Origin of the sequence: Pseudomonas oryzihabitans (assembly GCF_014522265.1) — a bacterium.
Classification (GTDB): domain Bacteria; phylum Pseudomonadota; class Gammaproteobacteria; order Pseudomonadales; family Pseudomonadaceae; genus Chryseomonas; species Chryseomonas aestiva.
Genome location: NZ_CP017024.1, coordinates 654,787 through 670,342 on the forward strand (window position 1 = coordinate 654,787; position 15,556 = coordinate 670,342).

Genomic DNA, 15,556 nt, shown 5'->3' on the forward strand with positions numbered 1-15,556 from the left:
TCAGCGTTCGGCAGCGCGCGCCTTGCAGGCCTTGCCAAACGCCTTGAACAAGGCGAGATGGACCGGGTGACTGCGCACCTTCCATTCCGGGTGCCACTGCACGCCACAGGCAAAGGTGCGGGCTTCGCGGACCGAGACGGCCTCGATCAGGCCGTCGGGCGCCAGGGCCTCGGCGCGCAATCCCGGTGCCAGGCGATCGATACCCTGGCCATGGATGGAATTCACGTCGAAGCGTGCCGGCAGCTCCAGGGACTCGAACAGGCCACCGGCCTGGACCTCGACCGGATGGTGCAGGCCATAGTGCTCTTCCAGGGTCTCGCCGCGTTCGCGGTGGTCCATGAGCGAGCCGACCTCGTGCACCTTCTGATGCAGGCTGCCGCCAAAGGCCACGTTCATTTCCTGGAAGCCGCGGCAGATGCCCAGCACCGGCACCCCGGCCGCCACGGCGGCGCGCAGCAGCGGCAGGGTCACGGCATCGCGGGCCGCGTCGTGCAGGGTGCCGGGCTCGCTGGGCGTGCCCTGGTAATGATGGGGCTCGACGTTGGATGGCGAACCGGTGAACAGCAGACCGTCCAGGCGCTCGAGCAGGGCCTCGGTGGCGATGAGATCGGCCAGCGCCGGAATCACCAGTGGCATGCCCTCGGCGCCCTCCACCACCGCGCGCAGATACTTGTCACCGGCGATGTGAAAGGGATGCAGGCCAAGTTGCCTGGTACAGGCTGTGACACCTATGAGGGGCAGCGCGGACATGGGACACCGGGTTGAACAGGAATCATCCGAGCCTAGTCTTGTTCGTTATTTTTCACAACCACCGGCAAAAAGTTTCGAGATTCTGCACAGAAGCGGCGAAACAGAGGCGTTCCAGCCCCGCCGAATGCGCCAAAAACAGGCACCTGCGCACCACCCCTGAGCAGGGTTGCCTCCAGTTGACTTTGGTCCGCCTTTCGGATTGACTCCAGGGTGGTAACTCCGCTGATTGATATTTTTAACAGGGGCGCTGACAAAGCGTCGGAGCGCAGGCGAGACCGTACTCTCAGGTCGCTGTCGGATCGACAGCGGGCACTCGTGCCCTCACTGCGGTTGGCCCACTGGGCAAACAGGCGCATCAGGCGCTAACCGTTTTGTCGAGCGCAGCCAAAAGCAAAGGTGTTTCATCATGTCGGTACCCCCGCGTGCCGTTCGTTTGGATGAAGCGACCGACTTCCTCAGGGAACATCCTGAGGTCCAGTTCGTCGATCTTCTGATTGCGGATATGAATGGCGTGGTGCGTGGCAAACGCATCGAGCGCACCAATCTGCCCAAAGTCTTCGAGAAAGGAATCAACCTCCCCGCTTCGCTGTTCGCCCTCGACATCACCGGCTCCACCGTCGAAAGCACCGGTCTCGGGCTCGACATCGGCGACGCCGACCGCGTCTGCTTCCCCATCACCGACACCCTCTCCATGGAACCCTGGCAGAAGCGCCCCACCGCGCAGCTGCTGATGACCATGCACGAGATGGAAGGCGAGCCCTTCTTCGCCGATCCCCGCGAGGTCCTGCGCCAGGTCGTCCAGCGTTTCGACGAGCTCGGACTCACCGTCTGCGCCGCCTTCGAGCTGGAGTTCTATCTGATCGATCAGGAGAACATCAACGGCCGCCCGCAACCGCCGCGTTCGCCCATTTCCGGCAAGCGTCCCCAGTCGGTCCAGGTCTATTCCATGGACGATCTGGACGAGTATGCGGACTGCCTGCAGGACATCATCGACGGCGCTCGCGCCCAGGGCATTCCGGCCGACGCCATCGTCGCCGAATCGGCTCCGGCGCAATTCGAGGTCAACCTCAATCACGTTGCCGACCCGATCAAGGCCTGCGACTACGCCGTGCTGCTCAAGCGCCTGATCAAGAACGTCGCCTATGACCATGAGATGGACACCACCTTCATGGCCAAGCCCTACCCGGGCCAGGCGGGCAACGGCCTGCACGTCCATATTTCCCTGCTGGACAAGGACGGCCGCAACATCTTCGCTGGCGAGGATCCCGAGCAGAACGCCGCATTGCGTCATGCCATCGGCGGTGTGCTCGAGACCCTACCCGCCTGCATGGCCTTCCTCTGCCCCAACGTGAACAGCTATCGCCGCTTCGGCTCGCAGTTCTTCGTGCCCAATGCGCCGAGCTGGGGCCTGGACAACCGCACCACCGCCCTGCGCGTTCCCACCGGCACGCCGGAGGCGCACCGCATCGAGCATCGGGTAGCCGGCGCCGACGCCAACCCCTACCTGCTGCTGGCCGGCGTCCTGGCCGGCGTGCACCATGGCCTGACCCGGCAGATCGAACCCGGCCCGGTCACCGAGGGCAACTCCTACGAACAGCACGAGCAGAGCCTGCCGAACAACCTGCGCGATGCCTTGCGCTACTTGGACGACAGCTCGGTGATGGCGGAGTACATCGACCCGAAGTACATCGACATCTTCGTCGCCTGCAAGGAGCACGAGCTGGAGGAATTCGAGCACTCCATCTCCGACCTCGAGTACAACTGGTACCTGCACACCGTGTAGGGATCTGCCTGCCGACCGGTCCTGCACCGGTCGGCAGCTGTTCTGCGGTACCGCCGGAGTCCTGCGCGTGTTCACGCCCGCGGCCCCCTGCCGGCCTTTCCCCCTTCTCAGCCAACGACGACTCTGGACGGAGAGCTTCGCCATGACCACCCTTACCACGCCGCGTGCCGACGGCTTCCACATGCCGGCCGAATGGGCCGACCAGCGCCAGATCTGGATGGTCTGGCCCGAGCGCCCGGACAATTGGCGCCTGGGCGGCAAGCCCGCCCAGGCCGCCTTCACTGCAGTCGCCCAGGCCATTGCCCGTTTCGAGCCGGTGACCATCGGCGCCTCGGCGAGTCAGTACGAAAATGCCCGTGCCCGCCTGCAGCACCCGAACATCCGGGTGGTGGAAATCAGCAATGACGACGCCTGGTGCCGCGATACCGGCCCGACCTTCGTCAGCGACGGTCAGGGTGGCGTGCGCGGTGTGGACTGGAGCTTCAATGCCTGGGGCGGCTTGGATGGCGGCCTCTACTTCCCCTGGCAGCGGGATGACCAGGTCGCCGGCAAGATCCTCGCGATCGAGAATCTGCCGGGCTATCGCACCCCGGACTTCGTCCTTGAAGGCGGCTCCATCCACGTCGATGGCGAAGGCACCCTGATCACCACCGAGGAATGCCTGCTCAACGCCAATCGCAATCCGCACCTGGATCGCGAAGCGATCGAGCGCTACCTGAGCGACTACCTGGCGGTGGACAAGGTCATCTGGCTGGCCCACGGCCTGTACAACGATGAAACCAACGGCCACGTGGACAATTTCTGCTGCTACGTGCGTCCGGGCGAGGTGCTGCTGAGCTGGTGCGACGATCAGGCCGACCCCAACTACGGCCGCTGCCGCGAGGCCCTGGCCGTGCTGGAGCGCGAAACCGATGCCCGTGGTCGCACCTTCAAGGTGCATCGCATCGTCACCCCGGGTCCGCTGTTCGCCAGCGAAGACGAATGCCGCGACGTGGATGCCTGCCTCGGCACCCAGCCACGCCGGGCCGGTGAGCGGCTGGCCGCCTCCTACGTCAACTTCCTCATCGTCAACGGCGGCATCATCGCCCCGACCTTTGGCGTTCCCGAGGACGACGAGGCCCTGCGTACGCTGCAGGCCTGCTTCCCGGAGCACGAGGTGGTACAGGTTCCCGGCCGCGAGATCCTGCTCGGCGGTGGCAACATCCACTGCATCACCCAGCAGCAGCCGACTGGTCGCTGATTTCCGGCGGAAACGAAAAAGCCCGTCTTGCGACGGGCTTTTTTCTGACCTGAGCGCGGCTTAGAGCAGCGGCAGGGTGTAGCTGACGATCAGACGGTTTTCGTCGACGTCGCGCTGGCCCGGCACACCGGCTTGGGAAACGGCCGGCAGGTCGGAACGCAGCATGGCGTTACGCCAGGTGAAGCCCAGACCTTTCAGCTGGCCTTCCGGGATCACGTAGCTGACGGTCAGGTCGCGTTCCCATTCCATGGCGTCGCCAGTACGGGTACGGATGTTGTCACCGCGCTGATAGATGACGCCAGCGGTCAGACCCTTGACGCCCAGCTGAGCGAAGTCATAGGAGTAGCGAGCCTGCCAAGTGTCTTCGCCGGAACGGGTGAAGTTGTTGATCTGAATATCGGTGATGGCATAGGTCGAAGCGCCACCGTTCTCGTTCAGGTAGGGGAAGGCGCTGTTGCCGTTGCTGCCCTGATAGCCCAGACCAAAGGTGTGGCCGTAGATCGAGTAGGTGAACAGGCCGCTGTAGAGGCGGTTGTCGATCTCGCCAGTAGTACGGGTACCACCGTAGTAGCCACTGGACACGTAGAGACCGGTGCTGTCGGCCTTGCGGTTCTCGCCCTGGCTGTTGCTATCGAAATAGCGCAGGTCGGTCTTGAAGGTACCGTCGCCCAGCTTGACGCTGTGCACCAGACCCAGGAAGTGCTGGTTGTAGAAGTCTTCCAGCTGACCGAAGTAGTACTGCAGGGTCAGGTCTTTGGTGACCTTGTAATCGGCACCGACGAAGCGGAAATGGTCGCTGTTGCGACGCAGGGCGGCATTCGCAGCACCGTTGGAACCGGCGATGGACAGATCGTCTTCGTCGGTGGAGTTACGGTTCTTGGCACGCTCGAGCTGGCCGGCGGTCAGGGTCACATCCTTGATGTCTTTGGACGTGATCTGAGCACCCTGGTAGGTCTGTGGCAGCAGACGACCGTCGTTCGAGACCACAACCGGCAGCTTCGGCATCAGGGTGCCGTAGCGGAACTCGGTTTCGGAGATCTTCATCTTGGCGGTAGCGCCCAGGCTGCTGAACTCGTCTACAGCGCTGTTATCGGTATCGCGCGGGAACATGGTGCCGTTCTGCACGCTGCCACCGGTACCGCCGTTGGCCTTGCCACCGCTGTCCAGACGCAGGCCCAGCATGCCGACCGCATCGACGCCGAAGCCAACGGTGCCCTGGGTGAAGCCCGACTGGTAGTTCAGCATGAAGCCCTGGCCCCAATCCATCACGCGGGAAGGATTGGCCGTACCGTTGCGGTTGTCTGTGTTGATGTAGAAGTTACGCAGACTGAGGGTAGCTTTGCTGTCTTCGACGAAGCCGGCAGCGTGGGCGGCGGCAATGAGGGACAGGTTCAGACAGGCCGCGGAGACCGCGACCACCAGTGGCTTCTTGACCATGAGTGCTCCAGGGGTGAATCGTTGTTATGCGGCCACCAGAGGTGTCAGCGCCTGCTGGTGGTATGCCCGACGGGCCGTGCGGAAGGGAAAGCTAGAGGGCTTTTATTTCAATTTGGAGAATTATCCCGGGCCTGGTCGACTTTTAATTTGCGACTTCAAGCACAGGTCCCCTGCCACCCTCTTCCACGTTGCGAAAGCTAATTGCAAAAAAGCATTTCGTCTAGCGATACCTGGCTGAAAACCCGCCCTGTGGTCTTCCGCTCTGACTGTTCGGTCATGGCCCAAGGGAACCTGCGCCGCCTACGCCGATGGCAAGGCTCGCCTTTCCCCGAGAAGACGCCATCCAAAGCGATACACCCTGAGGCTCTGGAACGGGCTTCCCAGGGTTCTGGCGAAATATTTGAAAACGGCCAATTTCAGCATCACAAAGGCAGGATCTGAAGGAATCCCCTATCTGCCTCAAGGACTTGTAATTTTTTGCGACTGCTCCGTCAGTCGATTTGCCCTGAAGACGGCGCCTATCGCCCGTACGACGTACCGCATGCTCTGCTGCAAGGGCGACCTTGCGCAGCCGAGCGCGCGGGAACATTCCTTTTAATCGAGGGGAGCCGCTGCGTCAGCCAGGACGGCCAACAGGACACGGAGCAGAGATCAGTTGCAGGCCAGCTGGACAGGGAAGCAAGGGGGGACAGAGGACCAAGTGAGAGGGCGTGACAGCGGTGGTCGGAACCGCGAATCAGGTCGCCTGAGCTGCCCTCGGAGCGGTCTGGCAAGGGATATTCAACCCTGGACGACTTGATCCTTGCCCTGGCGCTTGGCCCGGTACATGGCCTCGTCCGCTCGCACATAAAGGGCGTCGAGAGACTCGTCGCCCTCCCGCAACACGGTGACGCCCTGACTGATGGTGACCTTCAGCGGGCCCTCGGCGCTGGGTACTGCCAACTGCCGCACGGCACGCTGTAGGCGCCCGCCGATCTGCAATGCCAGGTCACTGTCACAACCCGGCAGCAGCAGGGCGAATTCTTCGCCACCGATACGGCCGAACAGATCCCCGCGGCGGGTGGTCTGGGCGCCGCATTCGGCAACACGCTGCAACACTTGATCACCCATCTGGTGACCGAAACGGTCGTTGATTTTCTTGAAGTCGTCGATGTCGAGCAGCAGGAAGGCCAGGGGCTCGCCTTCGCTCTGGGCGAATTCGAAGGCGCGCTGGGCACTCTCGAAGAAGTGTCGACGGTTGCTGCTGCGGGTCAGGACGTCGGTGGTGGCGAGCCGTTGCAGCTCCTCCTCCATGCGCTTCTTGTCGGTGATGTCTTCGGCGATACCCACCACCAGCAGCGGCATGCCGGCCTCGCTGCGCTGACTGACAAAGCACTTGTCGCTGAGCCAGCGGATCTCGCCGTCGGCGCGGATGATGCGGTACTCGCGAGACTCCACGGCGCCCTGCTCGATCACCTGCTCCAGGGTGCGCTGGGCGTACTCCAGGTCGTCGGGATAGATGTTGTTGAGCCAGGTGCTGTAGTCGCTCAATACCAGGGACTGGGAGCGACCGAAGATCTGTTCGTAGGCGGGACTGACATAGATGATCTGGCGAGTGCGCCAGTCCAGAGCCCAGAGCACCGCGTTGACGCTTTCCAGCAGCGCGCTGAACAGCTGCTCCCGGTCACGCAGGCGATCTGTCTCGGCCCGCGAATGCAGGAGAGCCAGCAGATTCTCTTCCGGTGTGGGAAGAGCAGACAGAGAGGGTTGTTCATCCATATACACATGCGCCTACGCGGGGTCCTGAGGGAGTTAGAGACAGCTGAAACCAGCCTGGTTCAATCCCCGCATAGAGCAGCCCACCGCTTCGGTGGGCTTTTGTGAAGCCTTTCTCAAGCAGTTCCGGCCGGCCGCAGGGAATAGGTTTTCAGCTGTTCGGCGAATTCGCGCAGGGACTGAATGCCGCTCGCTTCGGCTTCGCCGATCCACTGCCGGGTCGCGGCCAGCATGTCGTGGCCGTTGGCGCTGGTCCGGGCCCAGATCTGCTGCAGCGCCAGGCGCTTTTCGTAGATCAGCTTCAGCGCCTGACTGTGCTCGAGCAGTTCGTCGATGCGCACCTGATGGCGAGCCTTGAGCAGACTGGTCTCGCGGGCCAGCAGCCCCCGGGCGCGACGGAACAGCGGACGCTGGGAGGGCGCCGCACTGCCCCGCTCCTGCCGCAGCAGCGGGCCGATCACCTGCTGGCGGTACTGGGCCATGATCTGGAAGCGGTTGTTGAGGATGGCCATGGCGGTGTCCATGTCCAGCTGCCCCTTGCCTTCGATGCGGTGGGCGATGGGGGCGACACGGTTGACCTTGGCCAGACGCAGCCAGGTGAACAGCTTGATCCAGGCCCAGCCCATGTCGAATTCCCAGCGCTTGACCGACAGCTTGGCCGAGTTGGGATAGGTGTGGTGGTTGTTGTGCAGCTCTTCGCCACCGATGACGATGCCCCAGGGGATGAGGTTGGTGGCGGCATCGCGGCATTCGAAGTTGCGATAGCCCACGGCATGGCCCAGGCCATTGACCACACCCGCGGCCCAGAAGGGAATCCAGACCATCTGCACGGCCCAGACGGTGAGACCCAGGGCACCGAACAGGGCGATGTCGATCAGCAGCAACAGCACCACCCCCATATTGCGGGTGCGCGGATTGGAGTAGAGCTTGCGCTCGATCCAGTCGTCCGGGCAGTTCTTGCCATAGATGCGCAGGGTATCGGCGTTGTTCGCCTCGGCCTTGTACAGCTCGGCGCCGCGCCGCACCACGGTGGCAAGGCCCTTGTGCACCGGGCTGTGCGGGTCCTCTTCGGTTTCGCACTTGGCGTGGTGCTTGCGGTGAATGGCGGTCCACTCACGGGTGTTCATCGCCGTGGTCAGCCACAACCAGAAGCGGAAGGCGTGCCTGAGCGCAGGATGCAGCTCCAGCGAACGGTGGGCGGAGTAGCGATGCAGGTAGACGGTGACACTGACAATGGTCAGGTGGGTCAGCAGCAGGGTGACCACCACCAGTTGCCAGACCGACAGGTCAAGCAGGCCGTTGTAGCTCATGGACGCAAAGGACCTCGCGCGGGTTGTGTAGTGCAGCTGTCACTGAAAGTTCAGTGAACAGGCGTTCGCGCATTATTGCCGGGGTGGGCGATAAATCCAGCCCTCCCTTTTGCTACACAACGTGTCCTTCACAGACTGCTAATTCTAAAAGTGAATAAACAAAGCATTATTAGCACTTTTAAGAAATAAAGATCGGCCCCCTAAGATGGCGCCACTTCCCCGCCCACCGCTGTACACGAGGACGCCACCCATGAGCTCCGTTCCGTTCCGCAGCCTGGAAAACCAGGACGAAACCGCACTGCTCCGCGATATCCAGCAGGCTTTGCGCGGACTGAGATTCGGCGCCATCGAGATCACCGTGCACAACGGACAGGTGGTGCAGATCGAGCGCAAGGAAAAATTCCGGCCTCAGACCGGCCAAGCCAACAAGCCCTGAGTTCTCGCGGTCAGCGGACGAGCGGGCAAGGTGCCCGCCAGACGGTGTCCGGCTTTCTCACGTCAAGGAGCCTTTTCATGTCGATTCGCCGTTTCGCCCTGGCCGCGCTGGCCGGAGCCCTGTTCGCCACCCAGGTCCACGCCGTCGAATTGCTCAACGTGTCCTACGATCCGACCCGCGAGCTCTACCAGCAGTACAACGCCGCCTTCGCCAAGCACTGGAAGACCGAGACCGGCGAAGACGTGACCATCAAGAATTCCCATGGTGGCTCCGGCAAGCAGGCGCGCTCGGTGATCGATGGCCTGCAGGCGGATGTGGTGACCCTGGCGCTGTCCGGCGACATCGATGCCCTCAATCTGCACCAGCAGCTGGTCGACCTGAATTGGCAGAAGCGTCTGGCGGACAACAGCACCCCCTACACCTCGACCATCGTCTTCCTGGTCCGCAAGGGCAATCCCAAGGGCATCAAGGACTGGGACGACCTGGTGAAGAAGGATGTCCAGGTCATCACCCCCAATCCCAAGACCTCCGGCGGTGCCCGCTGGAACTTCCTTGCCGCCTGGGCCTATGCCAAGGCCAAGTACGGCAGCGATGCCGAGGCGCTCAAGTTCGTTACCGAACTCTATCGCCACGCTCCGGTGCTGGACACCGGCGCACGCGGCGCCACCATCAGCTTCGTGCAGCGCCAGCTGGGTGACGTTTTGATCGCCTGGGAAAACGAAGCCTATCTGTCGCTGAAGGAAGAAGGCGGCGACCAGCTGGAGATCGTCACCCCGTCGCTGTCGATCCTGGCCGAGCCGCCGGTAGCCGTGGTGGACAAGGTGGTCGACAGGAAGGGTACGCGCAAGCAGGCCGAGGCCTACCTGCAGTATCTGTACAGCCCCGAGGGCCAGCGCATCGCCGCGCAGAATTTCTATCGCCCCCGCGATGCCAAGGTGGCGGCGGAATTCAAGGATCAGTTCAAGCCGGTCAAGCTGGTGACCATCGACCAGGAATTCGGCGGCTGGAAAGAAGCGCAGCCGAAGTACTTCGCCGACGGCGGCGTGTTCGACAAGATCTTCGCCGACATCAACAAATAGCGCCCCAGCCGGGACGGCTCACGCTGACCGGCCCGGAACAGGTATCGTTCCACCCCTCTGCGCCCTGGCGAATGCATCGCCGGGGCGCCTTGCAGAAGGACGTCTCATGTCTCGCCGTCTCTCCCCGGTCATACCCGGCTTCGGGTTGACCCTGGGATTCTCCCTGACCTACCTCGCGCTGATCGTGCTGATCCCGCTGGGCGCCATGTTCCTGCATGCCAGCCAGCTGACCCTCGGCCAATTCTGGTCGCTGATCACCGGGCGCCAGGTGCTGGCCGCACTGCAGCTGTCCTTTGGCACGGCCCTGCTCGCCGCCCTGGTCAACGGCATCCTCGGCACCCTGCTGGCCTGGGTGCTGGTGCGCTACGAGTTTCCCGGGCGCAAGCTGATCGATGCCATGGTCGACCTGCCCTTCGCCCTGCCCACCGCGGTGGCCGGCATCGCCCTGACCGCGCTCTATGCGCCCAACGGCATGATAGGTTCGCTGTTTCCTTTCAAGATCGCCTATACCCCGATCGGCATCACCCTGGCGCTGATCTTCGTCACCCTCCCCTTCGTGGTGCGCACCCTGCAGCCGGTGCTGGCGGACATCCCCAAGGAAATCGAGGAAGCCGCCACCTGCCTGGGCGCGCGCCCCTGGCAGGTGTTCCGCTACGTGCTGGTGCCTACCCTGCTGCCGGCCTGGCTGACCGGTTTCGCCCTGGCCTTTGCCCGCGGTGTGGGCGAGTACGGCTCGGTGGTGTTCATCGCCGGCAACATCCCGTTCAAGACCGAGATCCTGCCGCTGCTCATCGTCTCCAAGCTGGACCAGTACGACTACACCGGTGCCACCGGCATCGGCGTGTTCATGCTGCTGGTGTCCTTTGTCATGCTGCTGCTGATCAACATCCTGCAGCGCCGCATCCAGCCCAACATCTAAGGACGACCGCATGAGCCTCATGACTTCGACCAAGGCCGATGCGCGCGCCAGCAAGCAGCGCACCCCGGTGGCCATCGCGCTGATCGCCAGCGCTTGGCTGATCTTCCTGCTGGTTCTGGTGCTGCCGCTGTACATGGTGCTGAGCCAGGGCCTGGCCAACGGCATCGGCGCCTTCTGGGACGCCATCAGCGAACCGGATGCGATCTCGGCGCTCAAGCTGACGCTGTTCGCCACCGCCATCTCGGTGCCCCTGAATCTGGCCTTCGGCCTGGCCGCGGCCTGGTGCGTCACCAAGTTCGAGTTCACCGGCAAGAGTCTGCTGATCACCCTGATCGACCTGCCCTTCTCGGTCTCGCCGGTGATCGCCGGTCTCATCTATGTGCTGCTGTTCGGCGCCCAGGGATTGATGGGTCCTTACCTGCAGAGCGTCGATGTGCAGATCGTCTTCGCCGTGCCCGGCATCGTGCTGGCGACGATCTTCGTCACCTTTCCCTATGTGGCCCGCGAACTGATCCCGCTGATGCAGGAACAGGGTACCCAGGAAGAAGAAGCGGCGCGCCTGCTGGGCGCCAGTGGCTGGCAACTGTTCTGGCACGTGACCCTGCCCAACGTGAAGTGGGCACTGATCTATGGCGTGGTGCTCTGCACCGCGCGGGCCATGGGCGAGTTCGGAGCGGTGTCGGTGGTCTCCGGCCATATCCGCGGCCTGACCAACACCCTGCCGTTGCACATCGAGATTCTCTACAACGAATACAACATCGTCGCCGCCTTCAGCGTGGCGATCCTGCTGCTGATGATGGCCCTGGTGATCCTGCTGCTGCGGCAGTGGAGCGAGAGTCGCCTGAGCCGCCAACTGCAGCACCGTGATGAGGAATAAGGCGCCATGAGTATCGAGATCCAGGGTATCAACAAGAGGTTTGGCGCCTTCCAGGCGCTCAAGGACATCAACCTGCACATCGAGAGTGGCGAGCTGGTCGCCCTGCTCGGCCCCTCGGGCTGCGGCAAGACCACCCTGCTGCGCATCATCGCCGGCCTGGAAGCGCCGGATACCGGCAATATCGGCTTCCATGGCGAAGACGTCTCCGGGCGTGACGTGCGCGATCGCAACGTCGGCTTCGTCTTCCAGCATTACGCACTGTTCCGCCACATGACGGTGTTCGACAACGTGGCCTTCGGCCTGCGCATGAAGCCGCGCCGCGAGCGGCCGAGCGAGGCGCAGATTACCAGCAAGGTGCACGAGCTGCTGAACATGGTGCAGCTCGACTGGCTGGCCGATCGCTATCCCGAGCAACTCTCCGGTGGTCAGCGCCAGCGCATCGCCCTGGCCCGCGCCCTGGCGGTGGAGCCCAAGATCCTGCTGCTCGACGAACCCTTCGGCGCCCTGGATGCCAAGGTGCGCAAGGAGCTGCGCCGCTGGCTGGCACGGCTGCACGAAGAGATCCATCTGACCTCGGTGTTCGTCACCCACGACCAGGAAGAAGCCATGGAAGTGGCCGATCGCATCGTGGTGATGAACAAGGGCCAGATCGAGCAGGTCGGCTCGCCCGTCGAGGTCTACGAACAGCCGGCGAGCGACTTCGTCTATCACTTCCTCGGTGACTCCAACCGCCTGGCCCTGGGCGAGCAGGAGGTGCTGTTCCGTCCGCACGAGGTGGAGCTGGAGCGTGAGCCGCGAGCGGGTTATCACGCCGCCGAAGTACGCGACATCCGGCCGCTGGGCGCCACCACCCGGGTCACCCTGAAAGTGCCGGAGCAGACCGAGGTGATCGAGGTGGAGCTGGTCAGGGACCACCCGGTGCTGGCTGGGCTGCAACGGGGTGCGCCGCTGCATTTCCTGCCGCGTACGCCCTGAGTCCGTCGCCGGCGGCTAAGACCAAAGTCGTAGCCGCCAGGACCAGACAGCGGTTGCAACCTCCGGAAAGCGGGCTCCATGATCGACGAAACTGACACCCGTCACACTTCGTCCTCGATCGAGCAGAATAACAAGGAGGTCGCATGCCCAGGCGCTGGCCCGTCGTGTTGTCGCTTCACCTGGCCCTCCTCGTGGCCGCGCTGCTGCTCTGGCAGTGGCTGGCGCTACCCATGGCCGCCGGCGTGGGACTGGTGCTCGCCGCTGCCCTCTGGCCCTGGTTGCTGCTGCGCAAGGCCGCAGCGCCGCCCGCGCCCGCCTCGTCCTTCGACGAGCTGACCAGCGATCTCTCGCGCAGCACGGCGCGCAACGCCGTGGCCATCGCCGGTGTGGCCTTTGCCGCCCAGCAACTGGCGGCCCGGGTGCAATCCCAGGCCAGCACGGCCGCGCAGATTTCCAGCAGCGCCGCTGCCCTCACCCAGACCGAGCATGACAGCGCCGGCAGCGCCCGCCAGGCCCTGGCGGTGGCGCAGCAGGTGCACCAGCGCAGCGAGGCCGGCCAGGACGCCCTGAATACGGCGATCGCCGCCATCCGCGCCCTCAGCGAGCACGCCCGCCAGAGCCGCGAACTGATCGCCGGCCTGAGTGCCCGCACCGACAAGATCCAGCAGGTCACTGAGGTCATCCAGGGTATCGCCAGCCAGACCAACCTGCTGGCGCTCAATGCCGCCATCGAGGCCGCACGCGCCGGGGAACACGGGCGCGGCTTCGCGGTGGTCGCCGACGAGGTCCGGGGCCTGGCGGCGCGGACCTCCAGCGCAACCGGCGAGGTGGGGCTGATTGTCGCCGACGTCAGCCAGCAGACCGACGCCGTGGTGGCGCAGATCCAGCAACTGGCCCAGGCGCTGGACGACGGCGTGCGCCAGGTCGAGCGAACCGGCGAAGGCCTGCAGGAGATCGCCCAGCTGGCGCAGACCGCCGAGCGCCAGGCCGCGGATATCGCCCAGGGCACCTCGGCCAATCTCGCCCAGCTGGAAAGCCTGGCCCAGGCGGTGGAGCAGGTGCACCGCGATCTGGCCGACAGCGAGCGCCAGACCAGCCGGCTCAGCGGCGCCGCCGACGAACTGGTGGACATGGCCGAAGCCAGCAGCGAACGCCTGGCCGAGGTCGGCCTGGACAGCTATCACCAGCGCATCTTCGAACTGGCGCGCCAGGGCGCGGATGCCATTGGCCGGCGCTTCGAGGAAGACCTGGCCGCCGGGCGCATCACCCAGGACGCCCTCTTCGACCGCCAGTACCAGCCCGTGCCCGGCAGTCAGCCGGCCAAGTACCGCACTCGTTTCGACAGCTATACCGATGGCGTGCTACCGGCGATCCAGGAACCGCTGCTGGACCAGCATCCCGGTCTGGTCTTCGCCATCGCCTGTACGCCGGAAGGCTATGTGCCCACCCACAACCGTGCCTTCGCCCAGGCACCTACCGGCGACGTGGCGGTGGATACGGCGCGCAGTCGCAGCAAGCGCCTCTTCAGCGATCGCACCGGCAAGCGCTGCGGCAGCCATCAGCGCCGCCTGCTGTTGCAGACCTACATGAGAGACACCGGCGAGGTGATGCACGACCTCTCGGTACCGATCCTGGTGAACGGCCGGCACTGGGGCGGACTGCGCCTGGGCTATCGCCCCGACAGCGCGCGCTAGCCCAGCTTGAGCTGGGTGACCGCCAGTTGCCAGACCGCGGCCTCCAGACCGAGCATGCGTCCGGCCTTGTGCTCGAGCAGGGTGTCGAGAGACTCGCCCGAGGCGGGATTCGCCGCCTGCGCCGCCAGGTGCAGGATCAGCGACGGCTTGGGCAGCACGCCGTGCAGGCTGTGCACCGCGGCCACCAGCTCGCGCAACTCCAGTGGTAGCCGCCAGTGCCGCTGCAATTCCGCGGAAAACTCCAGGCTGTAGCTCAGCAGCGCGCGCTCCAGCGCGGCCTCATCGATAACGCCACCCCCGTCGCACCAGCGCTGCACGCCTTGCAGCACCGCCAGTTCACCCAGGCGATGCAGCAGGCCGGCGGTGTAGCAACGCTCGGCGTCTTCGCGCACATAGCGCAGCGCCAGCAGCCGGGCGCAGTCGGCAGCGCGCTGGGCAAGGCGCAGGTAGCCCTCGGCGCGTCCGGCCAGCAACGGCTCGGCCAGACGGGTCGCCCGCCGCAGGCTCAGGCCCAGGACCAGATTGAGGGTGAAGCCGACGCCCAGCCGCGGCAGGGCCTGGCTGAGGGTCTGGCAGGATTGGCCGACGCGCTGGGAAGCGCTGTTGGCCGCCGCGATCAGGGTCGCCGTGACCAGGGGATCCTGGCCGAATTCGGTTTCCAGCTCGCCCAGGCTGCAGCTCTCGCTCTCGCGACAGCGCTCGATGATGGCCGGCAGATCGGCGAACAGCGGCACGGCGTCGATTTCGGCGGCCATGCGCTGCAGATGATCGTCCAGGGAGCCCAGGACGGCAGTACTGGCCGCCTGAGACGCGTCTCCCGCGGGTGGCAACAGACTGCGCAGACGACGCAACACCTCTTCCGCCGCATAGGGTTTGACCAGATAGGCGGTAGGCGCCAGGCGCAGGGCCGCGCGTACATAGGCGGCGTCAGCCTGTTCGGACAGCAGGATCACCGGCTGCAGCGGCTGGGCGCCGCGCTGGCGGATGCGGCGCAGCAGGTCGAGTCCATCGCAATCGGCCGGTCGCTCGACGATGATCAGCGCACATCTCTTGCGTTGATCCAGTTCGGCAAGGGCCTGATAGCCATGGCCGTATTCATGCACCAGGGCATCGGCACGCACGGCCAGCACCAGTGACTTGAGCAGGTCACGGGTCCAGGGATTGGCGTCGACGATAAGTATCAGGGGCGGCATCCCAACCCACTCCTGCTTGAGGAAAGCGAAGCGGCGGATGATGCGTCAAAGCGGACTTTATGCCAAGCGTGTCACAGAAAAACCGCCCTCCAGGAGGGCGGTTCGGGT

General features: G+C 64.4%; 13 protein-coding genes. 8 read left to right on the forward strand and 5 right to left on the reverse strand.

The features are described 5' to 3' along the window. Positions 1–750 carry a gamma-glutamyl-gamma-aminobutyrate hydrolase family protein gene (locus BGI51_RS03070; RefSeq protein ID WP_187980268.1) on the reverse strand — a complete coding sequence of 250 codons (750 nt, stop codon included), beginning with the start codon at positions 748–750 and terminating at the stop codon, positions 1–3. 406 nt (positions 751–1,156) lie between these two features. Here BGI51_RS03070 and BGI51_RS03075 point away from each other — a divergent pair, with 406 nt between their 5' ends. Next, the gene (locus BGI51_RS03075) at positions 1,157–2,533 is read left to right on the forward strand and encodes a glutamine synthetase family protein (protein WP_133861334.1); all 1,377 of its coding nucleotides are present in this window, start codon (positions 1,157–1,159) and stop codon (positions 2,531–2,533) included. A gap of 142 nt (positions 2,534–2,675) precedes the next feature. After that, positions 2,676–3,773: an agmatine deiminase gene (aguA, locus tag BGI51_RS03080; protein WP_187980269.1), complete on the forward strand. Its 1,098-nt coding sequence runs from the start codon at positions 2,676–2,678 to the stop codon at positions 3,771–3,773. A gap of 60 nt (positions 3,774–3,833) precedes the next feature. On the opposite strand, the gene BGI51_RS03085 is transcribed toward aguA, so the two are convergent. The 3 genes from BGI51_RS03085 to desA all read right to left on the reverse strand — a co-directional run bounded on the left by BGI51_RS03085 (position 3,834) and on the right by desA (position 8,275). Then, a complete protein-coding gene (locus BGI51_RS03085) occupies positions 3,834–5,210 on the reverse strand; it encodes an OprD family porin (RefSeq protein ID WP_133861336.1) in 1,377 nt (458 codons plus the stop codon). Between the two features lie 780 nt (positions 5,211–5,990). Further along, positions 5,991–6,968 carry a sensor domain-containing diguanylate cyclase gene (locus tag BGI51_RS03090; protein WP_133861337.1) on the reverse strand — a complete coding sequence of 326 codons (978 nt, stop codon included), beginning with the start codon at positions 6,966–6,968 and terminating at the stop codon, positions 5,991–5,993. 113 nt (positions 6,969–7,081) lie between these two features. Beyond that, on the reverse strand, positions 7,082–8,275 hold the full coding sequence (gene desA, locus BGI51_RS03095) for a delta-9 fatty acid desaturase DesA (protein ID WP_133861338.1): 1,194 nt from the start codon (positions 8,273–8,275) through the stop codon (positions 7,082–7,084). A gap of 250 nt (positions 8,276–8,525) precedes the next feature. Here desA and oscA point away from each other — a divergent pair, with 250 nt between their 5' ends. From oscA to BGI51_RS03125, 6 genes are all read left to right on the forward strand, one after another. After that, positions 8,526–8,711 carry a sulfur starvation response protein OscA gene (oscA, locus tag BGI51_RS03100; protein WP_133861339.1) on the forward strand — a complete coding sequence of 62 codons (186 nt, stop codon included), beginning with the start codon at positions 8,526–8,528 and terminating at the stop codon, positions 8,709–8,711. 77 nt (positions 8,712–8,788) lie between these two features. Next, positions 8,789–9,790: a sulfate ABC transporter substrate-binding protein gene (locus BGI51_RS03105; protein WP_187980270.1), complete on the forward strand. Its 1,002-nt coding sequence runs from the start codon at positions 8,789–8,791 to the stop codon at positions 9,788–9,790. A gap of 106 nt (positions 9,791–9,896) precedes the next feature. Beyond that, a complete protein-coding gene (cysT, locus tag BGI51_RS03110) occupies positions 9,897–10,709 on the forward strand; it encodes a sulfate ABC transporter permease subunit CysT (protein ID WP_133861341.1) in 813 nt (270 codons plus the stop codon). 10 nt (positions 10,710–10,719) lie between these two features. Next, a complete protein-coding gene (gene cysW / locus BGI51_RS03115) occupies positions 10,720–11,586 on the forward strand; it encodes a sulfate ABC transporter permease subunit CysW (RefSeq protein ID WP_158891769.1) in 867 nt (288 codons plus the stop codon). Between the two features lie 6 nt (positions 11,587–11,592). Then, on the forward strand, positions 11,593–12,561 hold the full coding sequence (locus BGI51_RS03120; RefSeq protein ID WP_187980271.1) for a sulfate/molybdate ABC transporter ATP-binding protein: 969 nt from the start codon (positions 11,593–11,595) through the stop codon (positions 12,559–12,561). Between the two features lie 230 nt (positions 12,562–12,791). Then, positions 12,792–14,255: a methyl-accepting chemotaxis protein gene (locus BGI51_RS03125; RefSeq protein ID WP_437179446.1), complete on the forward strand. Its 1,464-nt coding sequence runs from the start codon at positions 12,792–12,794 to the stop codon at positions 14,253–14,255. Here the strand turns inward: BGI51_RS03125 and BGI51_RS03130 are convergent. After that, the gene (locus tag BGI51_RS03130) at positions 14,252–15,448 is read right to left on the reverse strand and encodes an HDOD domain-containing protein (protein ID WP_187980273.1); all 1,197 of its coding nucleotides are present in this window, start codon (positions 15,446–15,448) and stop codon (positions 14,252–14,254) included. The two genes, BGI51_RS03125 and BGI51_RS03130, sit on opposite strands and share 4 nt — an antisense overlap. Between the last annotated feature and the right edge of the window lie 108 nt (positions 15,449–15,556).